Origin of the sequence: Enterobacter sp. 118C5, assembly GCF_034107645.1 — a bacterium.
Taxonomy (GTDB): Bacteria; Pseudomonadota; Gammaproteobacteria; order Enterobacterales; family Enterobacteriaceae; genus Enterobacter; species Enterobacter nematophilus.
On the sequence record NZ_JAWNEU010000002.1, the window covers coordinates 481,914 to 491,105 of the forward strand.

13 protein-coding genes are annotated in these 9,192 nt (G+C 55.4%); 12 read left to right on the forward strand and 1 reads right to left on the reverse strand.

Annotated elements, in window-relative coordinates; translation table 11 throughout:
• The first annotated feature begins 122 nt into the window (after positions 1 to 122).
• From UTO39_RS07570 to UTO39_RS07620, 11 genes are all read left to right on the forward strand, one after another.
• Positions 123 to 1,421, forward strand: a complete 1,299-nt coding sequence (locus tag UTO39_RS07570) for an MFS transporter (protein WP_061096993.1) — start codon at positions 123 to 125, stop codon at positions 1,419 to 1,421.
• Positions 1,422 to 1,536: 115 nt separating this feature from the next.
• The gene (gene exuR / locus UTO39_RS07575; protein ID WP_320726864.1) at positions 1,537 to 2,313 is read left to right on the forward strand and encodes a transcriptional regulator ExuR; all 777 of its coding nucleotides are present in this window, start codon (positions 1,537 to 1,539) and stop codon (positions 2,311 to 2,313) included.
• A 343-nt stretch (positions 2,314 to 2,656) separates the two neighbouring features.
• Positions 2,657 to 3,319 (forward strand): DedA family general envelope maintenance protein YqjA, encoded by a 663-nt coding sequence (gene yqjA, locus UTO39_RS07580; RefSeq protein WP_061096992.1) that lies wholly within the window; start codon positions 2,657 to 2,659, stop codon positions 3,317 to 3,319.
• A 2-nt stretch (positions 3,320 to 3,321) separates the two neighbouring features.
• Positions 3,322 to 3,705 carry an EnvZ/OmpR regulon moderator MzrA gene (gene mzrA, locus UTO39_RS07585; RefSeq protein ID WP_028014507.1) on the forward strand — a complete coding sequence of 128 codons (384 nt, stop codon included), beginning with the start codon at positions 3,322 to 3,324 and terminating at the stop codon, positions 3,703 to 3,705.
• Positions 3,706 to 3,848: 143 nt separating this feature from the next.
• Positions 3,849 to 4,217, forward strand: a complete 369-nt coding sequence (locus UTO39_RS07590) for a DUF1090 domain-containing protein (protein WP_061096991.1) — start codon at positions 3,849 to 3,851, stop codon at positions 4,215 to 4,217.
• Between the two features lie 29 nt (positions 4,218 to 4,246).
• Positions 4,247 to 4,552 (forward strand): YqjD family protein, encoded by a 306-nt coding sequence (locus UTO39_RS07595; protein ID WP_008503141.1) that lies wholly within the window; start codon positions 4,247 to 4,249, stop codon positions 4,550 to 4,552.
• A gap of 1 nt (position 4,553) precedes the next feature.
• Positions 4,554 to 4,952 (forward strand): phage holin family protein, encoded by a 399-nt coding sequence (locus UTO39_RS07600; RefSeq protein ID WP_013098867.1) that lies wholly within the window; start codon positions 4,554 to 4,556, stop codon positions 4,950 to 4,952.
• On the forward strand, positions 4,949 to 5,245 hold the full coding sequence (locus UTO39_RS07605) for a YqjK-like family protein (protein WP_014885330.1): 297 nt from the start codon (positions 4,949 to 4,951) through the stop codon (positions 5,243 to 5,245). The genes UTO39_RS07600 and UTO39_RS07605 overlap by 4 nt, the downstream gene beginning before the upstream one ends.
• Before the next feature lie 210 nt (positions 5,246 to 5,455).
• Positions 5,456 to 5,848 (forward strand): DoxX family protein, encoded by a 393-nt coding sequence (locus UTO39_RS07610; RefSeq protein WP_151414009.1) that lies wholly within the window; start codon positions 5,456 to 5,458, stop codon positions 5,846 to 5,848.
• Between the two features lie 71 nt (positions 5,849 to 5,919).
• Positions 5,920 to 6,906, forward strand: coding sequence for a glutathione S-transferase family protein (locus tag UTO39_RS07615; protein ID WP_320726865.1), 987 nt, complete (start codon positions 5,920 to 5,922; stop codon positions 6,904 to 6,906).
• A gap of 108 nt (positions 6,907 to 7,014) precedes the next feature.
• The gene (locus tag UTO39_RS07620; RefSeq protein WP_151414007.1) at positions 7,015 to 7,380 is read left to right on the forward strand and encodes a DUF805 domain-containing protein; all 366 of its coding nucleotides are present in this window, start codon (positions 7,015 to 7,017) and stop codon (positions 7,378 to 7,380) included.
• Positions 7,381 to 7,421: 41 nt separating this feature from the next.
• On the opposite strand, the gene yhaJ is transcribed toward UTO39_RS07620, so the two are convergent.
• Entirely contained in the window at positions 7,422 to 8,324 is a 903-nt protein-coding gene (gene yhaJ / locus UTO39_RS07625) for a DNA-binding transcriptional regulator YhaJ (RefSeq protein WP_003862655.1), read from the reverse strand.
• A gap of 104 nt (positions 8,325 to 8,428) precedes the next feature.
• On the opposite strand from yhaJ, the gene UTO39_RS07630 reads away from it, so the two are divergent.
• Positions 8,429 to 9,130 (forward strand): pirin family protein, encoded by a 702-nt coding sequence (locus tag UTO39_RS07630; RefSeq protein WP_320726866.1) that lies wholly within the window; start codon positions 8,429 to 8,431, stop codon positions 9,128 to 9,130.
• Positions 9,131 to 9,192 lie beyond the last annotated feature (62 nt).

The following is a 9,192-nucleotide window of genomic DNA, read 5'->3' on the forward strand; positions in this document are numbered from 1 at the left end:
AAGGTTCGGGCCGTTCCGGGACATTCTCCCGGCTACGCCCCTCCCGTTACACAACTGCTCCCGGCAACGGTTGAGAGGTTGCCGTGCTCTGGCGCGGAAATAACATAACGATGAGGTTTTAGATGCGTAAAATTAAAGGGTTACGTTGGTATATGATCGCGCTGGTGACGCTGGGCACCGTGCTGGGCTACCTGACACGTAACACCGTGGCAGCCGCGGCGCCAACGTTGATGGAAGAGCTGCATATCTCCACGCAGCAATACTCTTATATCATCGCGGCGTATTCTGCCGCTTACACCGTAATGCAGCCTGTTGCAGGGTATGTTCTCGATATTCTTGGTACCAAAATCGGCTATGCCTTCTTCGCCATCGCCTGGGCGGTATTCTGCGGCGCAACCGCGCTGGCAGGCAGCTGGGGCGGTCTGGCGCTGGCCCGTGGTGCGGTCGGTGCGGCTGAAGCGGCGATGATCCCGGCGGGGCTGAAAGCCAGCTCCGAGTGGTTCCCGGCAAAAGAGCGTTCCATTGCGGTGGGTTACTTCAACGTGGGCTCGTCCATCGGCGCGATGATTGCGCCGCCGCTGGTGGTGTGGGCCATCGTGATGCACAGCTGGCAGATGGCGTTCATTATCTCGGGCGTGCTGAGCTTTGCCTGGGCAATGGCGTGGCTGGTTTTCTATAAACACCCGCGCGATCAGAAAAAACTCTCCGAGGAAGAACGCGAATACATTATTGGTGGTCAGGAAGCGCAGCATCAGACCAACAACGGCAAGAAGATGTCCGTCTGGCAGATCCTGGGCACCCGTCAGTTCTGGGGTATCGCCCTGCCGCGCTTCCTGGCTGAACCGGCCTGGGGCACCTTCAACGCGTGGATCCCACTGTTTATGTTTAAAGTCTACGGCTTTAACCTGAAAGAGATCGCGATGTTCGCCTGGATGCCGATGCTGTTCGCTGACCTGGGCTGCATCGTGGGCGGCTACCTGCCGCCGCTGTTCCAGCGCTGGTTTGGGGTGAACCTGATCGTTTCCCGTAAGATGGTGGTGACCATGGGCGCGCTGCTGATGATTGGCCCGGGCATGATCGGCCTGTTCACCAGCCCCTACGTCGCTATCGCGCTGCTGTGCATCGGTGGATTTGCGCACCAGTCGCTCTCCGGCGCGCTGATTACGCTCTCGTCTGACGTTTTCGGCCGTAACGAAGTGGCAACCGCCAACGGCCTGACCGGGATGGCCGCGTGGACCGCAAGTACGATGTTCGCGCTGGTCGTCGGCGCGCTGGCGGATACCATCGGCTTCAGCCCGCTGTTCGCGGTGCTGGCAATCTTCGACCTGATGGGTGCGGTGGTTATCTGGACGGTGCTGAAAAGCAAATCCGCAGACGAGCTGGCGAAAGAGTCCCTCGGGAAACCGGCCACGCAGAGTTAGCGAAAATGCGTTTCACCGAAGCCGCCTCCGGGCGGCTTTTTTAATGGCAAAATCTGGAGAGTATTCCGTGAAAGTGGTATAACAAATCATCTGCCGTACCCTGCCTGGAGCGCATATGGAAATCACCGAACCACGTCGTTTATATCAACAACTTGCTGCCGAGCTGAAAGATCGCATCGAGCAAGGGGTCTATCTTGTCGGTGATAAACTTCCCGCCGAGCGCTTTATCGCGGATGAAAAAAGCGTGAGCCGCACCGTGGTGCGCGAAGCGATTATCATGCTGGAAGTGGAAGGCTACGTTGAGGTACGCAAAGGTTCCGGCATTCACGTTATTTCTAATCAGCCTAAACACTCTCCGGTGGCGGATGAAAGTCTGGAATTCGCCAGCTACGGCCCGTTTGAGCTGCTACAGGCTCGCCAGCTGATCGAAAGCAATATTGCCGAATTTGCCGCCACGCAGGTGACCAAGCAGGACATCATGAAGCTGATGGAGATCCAGGAGAACGCCCGCAAGGAAAAATGTTTCCGTGACTCCGAGTGGGACCTCCAGTTTCACGTTCAGGTTGCCCTGGCCACCCAGAATACGGCGCTGGCGGCAATCGTTGAGAAAATGTGGACTCAGCGCGTTCACAACCCCTACTGGAAAAAACTGCACGATCACATCGATTCCCGCACGGTCGACAACTGGTGTGACGATCACGACCAAATCCTTAAGGCGCTGATTCGTAAAGATCCCCACGCCGCAAAACTGGCCATGTGGCAACATCTGGAAAACACCAAACAGATGCTGTTCAATGAAACCAGTGACGACTTTGAATTTAACGCTGACCGCTATCTTTTTGCCGATAATCCTGTCGTTCATCTCGATACGTCCCCGAGCGGCGCAAAATAGGCGACCTTTCTTCCGGCAGGCGCTTCGCTGCGCCTTCCCGCCTGAGTGGGTAAGCAAAACATATATAGTGTCAGCCTTTGTAAAATCCCTCGCTCACTTTCAGGGCTTACGCCAAAATCACCTCACCCTGCAAATTCTGTGACGCAGAACGTCGGGCTTTGTTACAATTGGATTCACTTCGTTATTTTGAAAGTTAGTGCTTGCTAACCAGCCAATTAACAGGGAACAGTGTTGGCCACACCGCAATGTGTCCGCGAGCGACCATAATGAAATCACAACAATGTCGCCGTGCTGTTTATCCCGGATAACAGGCGAGACGTTAACCGATTTCCAGGAACACTGAATGGAACTTTTGACCCAACTGCTGCATGCCCTTTGGGCGCAGGATTTTGAAACGCTGGCCAACCCTTCCATGATTGGCATGCTCTATTTTGTCTTGTTTATGATTCTGTTCCTCGAGAATGGTTTGCTGCCTGCGGCCTTCTTACCGGGTGACAGTTTGCTGGTTCTTGTCGGCGTGCTTTGTGCCAAAGGCGCAATGGCGTTCCCACAGACCATTTTATTACTGACCGTCGCGGCCAGCCTTGGCTGCTGGGTGAGTTATATTCAGGGAAGATGGCTGGGCAATACCCGAATAGTACAGAACTGGCTTTCCCATCTGCCTGCGCACTATCACCAGCGGGCACACCACCTGTTCCATAAACATGGGCTTTCCGCGCTGCTGATTGGCCGCTTTATCGCCTTTGTACGCACCCTGCTGCCCACCATTGCCGGGCTGTCCGGGTTGAGCAGCGCACGCTTCCAGTTCTTCAACTGGATGAGCGGCCTGTTATGGGTGTTGATCCTGACGACGCTGGGCTATGCGCTGGGTAAAACGCCGGTCTTCATGAAATATGAAGATCAGCTGATGTCCTGCCTGATGCTGCTGCCTGTTGTTCTGCTGATCTTCGGCCTGATTGGCTCGCTGGTTGTTCTGTGGAAGAAAAAATACGGAGCGCGAGGTTAACGATGGTTATCTCACCGCTCGCCATGCGCCGCTTTGCCTGTGCCTTTATTGCACTGGTGATGCTCAGTGCCGTACTGCTGGCGTGGAACACGCTTTCACACCAGGACGCTACGCTGGCCATTCGCCCGGTAAACCAGGGGGGCGGTGTGCCTGACGGTTTTTCTGTCTGGCATCATCTGGATGCAAACGGCATCCGCTTTAAGAGCATCACCCCGCAGGACGATGTTTTACTGATTAAGTTTGATTCCCGTGCGCAGAGCGCTGCCGCGAAAGCGGTTCTTGACCGAACGCTGCCGCACGGATATATCATTGCCCAGCAGGAAGATGACAACCCGCCAGCCGCGTGGTTATCATTAATTCGCGATACGTCGCATCGGTTTGGATAACTTCCTGGATTCCGAATCTTTTCACTCACTTTGGTGAATCCCCCGTTTACTTACTATGCTTAAGTACGCGGAGCACCCCTCGAATGTACTCCGCATAATTTTGGATAGCGGCTAACCCCGCAACACAATGGAAGGTTTCGATAATGAAATTCCGCATGACCCTGGCTCTGGCCCTTTTTTCTTTAAGCACGGCGACCTTCGCAAACTCTCTCTGTCAGGAGAAAGAACAGGATATTCAGCGTGAGATCGGTTATGCCGAAAAGCATAACAATCAGCACCGTGTTGATGGTCTCAAAAAAGCGCTGAGCGAAGTGAAAGCAAACTGTTCAGACAGCAAGCTACGTGCCGATCACCAGAAGAAAATCGCTGAACAGAAGGACGAGATAGCCGAGCGCCGTCAAGACCTGCAGGAAGCGAAAGAGAAAGGGGATGCGGAAAAAATTGCTAAGCGCGAGAAGAAGTTGAAAGAGGCGCAGGACGACCTGAAAGCGCTGGAAGCTCGCGATTATTGAGTTAACGGAAATCTCAACAGGAGAGAATCATGTCAAAAGATACGACGTCTGAACATCTGCGCGCTGAACTGAAATCCCTGGCCGATACCCTTGAAGAGGTGCTGAACTCCTCTGCCGATAAGTCGAAAGAAGAAGTGAGCAAGCTGCGCAGCAAAGCGGAGCAGGCGCTGAAAGAGAGCCGCTACCGCCTGGGTGAAACCGGTGATGCTCTGGCGAAACAGACCCGTGAAGCGGCTGCCCGTGCAGATGAATATGTGCGCGACAATCCATGGACGGGTGTTGGTATTGGTGCCGCAGTGGGTGTGGTGCTGGGTGTCCTGCTGACGCGTCGTTGATATGGAAGATCCTCGTCACGCACAAGGGCCTGCTAATAACGTCCTCGGCATCGGCCAGCGTATTTTGACGACGCTGGTTGGGATTGCCGAAACGCGCGTCCGGCTGGCAGTGGTCGAACTGGAAGAGGAGAAAGCGAACCTCTTCCAGATGCTGCTGATGCTCGGGCTGACCATGCTCTTCGCCGCGTTTGGTCTGATGAGCCTGATGGTGTTAATCATCTGGGCCATTGATCCGCAGTATCGACTCAACGCGATGATTGCCACGACCGTCGTTCTGCTGGTCGCGGCGTTGATTGGCGGCATATGGACGATGCGTAAAGCGCGCAAGTCCACTTTCCTGCGCCACACGCGCCAGGAACTGGCTAACGATCGCGCTCTGCTGGAGGATGACAAGCCGTGAGCGATAAAGCGGAACGTCAGAAGCGAAAAGCGTACCTGTTAAGTCAGATCCAGCAGCAGCGGCTGGATCTGTCTGCCAGCCGCCGTGACTGGATCGACGCGACGCGACGGTTTGACCGTGGCTGGAATACCTTCCTGAGCCTGCGTTCGTGGGCGCTGGTCGGCAGCAGCGTGATGGCTATCTGGACGGTTCGTCATCCGAATATGCTCATCCGCTGGGCCCGACGCGGTTTTGGTGCCTGGAGCGCCTGGCGTCTGGTGAAGGCAACGTTGCGACAACAGCAGCTGCGGTGATAAACACAAAACGGTAACTCTGGTTACCGTTTTTTATTTTTGCGCACACTCCCTTGCTCAATATCTTTGAAGAAGATTGACAGTTTTCCTTGCTAACAATTGCTACCCGCCCCGTTTATTATCCTCTCCATCGACAGCAGAGCCGCGGTATCTACCCGGAATTGCACAAAAATAATGTTCAGCCACGCATGTGGTTTCCTGGAGAGTAAAATGAAAAAATTAGAAGATGTTGGTGTACTGGCTGCGCGTATTCTGATGCCAATTCTGTTTATCGTGGCAGGCTGGGGCAAAATCACCGGATACGCGGGTACCCAGCAGTATATGGAAGCCATGGGCGTTCCGGGGTTCCTGCTGCCGCTGACTATTCTGCTCGAGTTCGGCGGCGGACTGGCGGTTCTGTTCGGCTTCCTGACCCGCACCACCGCGCTGTTTACCGCAGGCTTTACCCTGCTGACCGCGTTCCTGTTCCACAGCAACTTTGCTGAAGGCGTGAACTCACTGATGTTCATGAAAAACCTGACCATCGCGGGTGGTTTCCTGCTGCTGGCTATCACAGGTCCAGGCGCATACAGCATCGACCGCCTTCTGAATAAGAAGTGGTAAGCACGCTATACTGATTGAACCCAAAGCGAGGAGATATCTCCTCGCTTTTGCTATCTGACGGAGGACAAAAAATGGGACAACTCGTAGACGGCGTCTGGCAGGATGTCTGGTATGACACTAAATCCACCGGAGGACGCTTCAAGCGCTCTGTTTCGGCCTTTCGTAACTGGCTGACGGCAGACGGCGCGCCTGGCCCGAGCGGCGAAGGCGGCTTCGCGGCGGAGAAAGATCGTTATCATCTGTACGTTTCTCTCGCCTGCCCGTGGGCGCACCGTACGCTGATTGTGCGCAAGCTTAAAGGTCTCGAATCTTTGATTCCTGTTTCGGTGGTGAACCCATTGATGCTGGAAAACGGCTGGACGTTCGATAGTGATTTCCCCGCCGCGACCGGTGACGACCTGTATCACCACGATTTCCTCTACCAGCTCTACCTGCGCGCCGATCCGCACTACACCGGACGCGTTACCGTACCGGTGCTCTGGGACAAGAAAAACCAGACGATCGTCAGCAATGAATCCGCGGAAATCATCCGCATGTTTAACACCGCGTTTGACGCGCACGGCGCCCGCGCCGGAGATTATTACCCGGTCGAGCTGCGTGATAAAATTGACGAGCTGAACGGCTGGATTTACGACAACGTGAACAACGGCGTCTATAAGGCCGGTTTTGCCACCAGCCAGGAAGCCTACGACGAAGCGGTCGGAAAAGTCTTTGAATCCCTGGAACGGCTGGAGCAAATCCTCGGCCAGCACCGCTATTTAACGGGCGATCGGCTGACGGAAGCGGACATTCGCCTGTGGACCACGCTTATCCGCTTCGACCCGGTTTACGTCACCCACTTCAAGTGCGATAAGCACCGCATCAGCGACTACATGAACCTGCACGGTTTCCTGCGCGACATCTACCAGATGCCAGGGATCGCGGAGACGGTCGATTTTGACCATATTCGCACCCACTATTTCCGCAGCCACAAAACCATCAACCCGACGGGCATTATCTCCATCGGCCCGTGGCAGGATCTGGATGAACCGCACGGGCGCGACGTTCGTTTTGGATAAATACGAAGGGCATCAGCAGATGCCCTTTTTTAATTCACAATCTCCATCTATCCTTATCTCGATCGCTTAAAAAACAAGTGATTGACCGATTATTGAGGCAAGGAAAAAATGGACTGGTATTTAAAAGTACTGCGCAACTACATTGGATTTGGTGGCCGCGCCCGCCGCAAAGAGTACTGGATGTTCGTTCTGGTGAACTTCGTCCTGATTATGGTGCTGGGCATCGTGGATAAAATCCTCGGCTGGGAGCGCGCCGGCGGTGAAGGCATATTGACTACGATTTATGGCTTGCTGGTATTGCTGCCTTCATGGGCCGTGCTGTTTCGTCGTCTCCACGATACCGATCGTTCGGCGTGGTGGCTGCTGTTGCTGTTGATCCCGCTCGTCGGCTGGATCGTGATTTTGATTTTCAACTGTCAGAGCGGCACGCCGGGCGAAAACCGCTTTGGTCCGGATCCTAAGATCGGCGCGTAAATTCCTGCCCGGTAGCGCTTACGCTTACCGGGCCTGCACGCTTATTTGTTGTGATGCGCAAAGAGCTTTGGAATTTCGCGCAGGCACCACGATTTGGCTTCGCCCATGCTGTCGCGGCGCCACGCCATAATAATGTCCACTTCGCTGGTGTACTCCGGGCTCACCACCCGCAGTCGCCCTTCCGCAATATCTTTTTCCACAAATGGGTAGGGCATCGTCGCTACGCCCAAACCGGCCAGCAGCGCCTGCCGCTTGTCTTCCAGTGACGTGACCGTCAGACGAGGCTGTTTATCCAGCAGCTGAACCGTCAGCACCGGACGCTCGCGCGCGGTATCCGCCACCGCCACGCCGCGATACTTCACGCGCGTGACCTCCGAAAGCGGTTCCGGCTCCTGGTGAATCGGGTGATCCGGCGCGGCAACGTAGACGTTCATGACGCTGTAAAGCTTGCGGGAGTTGATTTCCGAGGATGAACGGAAGTGCATATCTGGCGCAATGACGATATCCGCCCTGCCCGTCTCCAGACGCTCCCACGCCCCGGCCAGCACCTCGGTGATGATCGACAGCTGCGTGTTGGCCTTCGCCGCCAGGCGATCCACCAGCGGGAACAGCGCTTCAGTTGGCACCAGCGCTTCGGTGACTAACGTCAGGTGGGTTTCCCAGCCGCGGGCCAGCGCTTCGGCGTCCGTGGTGAGCTTGTCCGCCGCTTCCAGCAGCACGCGACCACGCTCCAGCAGCATCCGCCCCACGTTGGTGAATTTTGTTCGATGACCGGAGCGATCGAAGAGCACGACGTCCAGCTCTTCCTCCAGTTTTTGCATGGTGTAGCTTAGCGCAGACGGAACGCGCCCCAGTTCATCTGCCGCCGCGGCAAAGCTGCCGCGCCGGTCAATCGCGTCCATGACGCGAAGCGCCTCAAGCGTCAATGCTCTCTCTTTAGCCATCTCGTTCTCATTCAGGAAATTTGAACATACCGGGCAGAATATCTGGCTAACAATGCAGCGTCCATACCTTTACCATTGTTTTAGTGTAAAGAGAGGTCAAGTTTATGATTACGACAAGAACAGCTAAACAGTGCGGACAAGCCGATTTCGGTTGGCTGCAGGCCCGCTACACCTTTTCCTTTGGACACTACTTTGACCCTAAACTCCTCGGTTACGCTTCACTGCGCGTGTTAAATCAGGAAGTGCTCGCCCCGGGCGCCTCCTTCCAGCCGCGTACGTATCCGAAAGTCGATATCCTGAACCTGATCCTGGAAGGCGAGGCAGAATACCGCGATAGCGAGGGCAATCATGTCCAGGCAAAGGCTGGCGAAGCGTTGTTAATTTCCACGCAGCCGGGCATCAGCTACAGCGAGCATAACCTCAGCAAAGACAAAACGCTGACCCGCATGCAGCTGTGGCTGGACGCCTGCCCTGAGCGGGAAAATCCGCTGGTGCAGAAATTAGATCTGAAAGGTGATAAACAGCAGCTGATTGCCTCGCCTGACGGCAGCAAAGGCAGCCTACAGCTGCGTCAGCAGGTGTGGCTGCACCATATCGAACTGAAGAAAGGTGAACAGGCAAGCTTCCAGCTGCACGGTCCGCGCGCCTATTTGCAGTCCATTCACGGTACGGTGCATGCGGTAACGTATACGGAAGAGAAAGAAGCGCTCACCTGCGGCGACGGGGCGTTTATTCGTGATGAAGCGAATATTACCCTGGTGGCGGATACGCCGCTGCGCGCGCTGCTGATTGATTTGCCGGTTTAAAGAACACACTCGCCCTTACCCCTCACCCTAGCCCTCTCCCCAAAGGGGGAGAGGGGTTGGGG

Coding starts and splice junctions, on each gene's coding strand:
- UTO39_RS07610 (WP_151414009.1), top strand. CDS start 5,456: ATGAAAAAATTAGAAGATGTTGGTGTACTGGCTGCGCGTATTCTGATG.
- UTO39_RS07630 (WP_320726866.1), top strand. CDS start 8,429: ATGATTACGACAAGAACAGCTAAACAGTGCGGACAAGCCGATTTCGGT.
- yqjA (WP_061096992.1), top strand. CDS start 2,657: ATGGAACTTTTGACCCAACTGCTGCATGCCCTTTGGGCGCAGGATTTT.
- mzrA (WP_028014507.1), top strand. CDS start 3,322: ATGGTTATCTCACCGCTCGCCATGCGCCGCTTTGCCTGTGCCTTTATT.
- UTO39_RS07600 (WP_013098867.1), top strand. CDS start 4,554: ATGGAAGATCCTCGTCACGCACAAGGGCCTGCTAATAACGTCCTCGGC.
- UTO39_RS07595 (WP_008503141.1), top strand. CDS start 4,247: ATGTCAAAAGATACGACGTCTGAACATCTGCGCGCTGAACTGAAATCC.
- UTO39_RS07615 (WP_320726865.1), top strand. CDS start 5,920: ATGGGACAACTCGTAGACGGCGTCTGGCAGGATGTCTGGTATGACACT.
- exuR (WP_320726864.1), top strand. CDS start 1,537: ATGGAAATCACCGAACCACGTCGTTTATATCAACAACTTGCTGCCGAG.
- UTO39_RS07590 (WP_061096991.1), top strand. CDS start 3,849: ATGAAATTCCGCATGACCCTGGCTCTGGCCCTTTTTTCTTTAAGCACG.
- UTO39_RS07620 (WP_151414007.1), top strand. CDS start 7,015: ATGGACTGGTATTTAAAAGTACTGCGCAACTACATTGGATTTGGTGGC.
- yhaJ (WP_003862655.1), bottom strand. CDS start 8,324: ATGGCTAAAGAGAGAGCATTGACGCTTGAGGCGCTTCGCGTCATGGAC.
- UTO39_RS07570 (WP_061096993.1), top strand. CDS start 123: ATGCGTAAAATTAAAGGGTTACGTTGGTATATGATCGCGCTGGTGACG.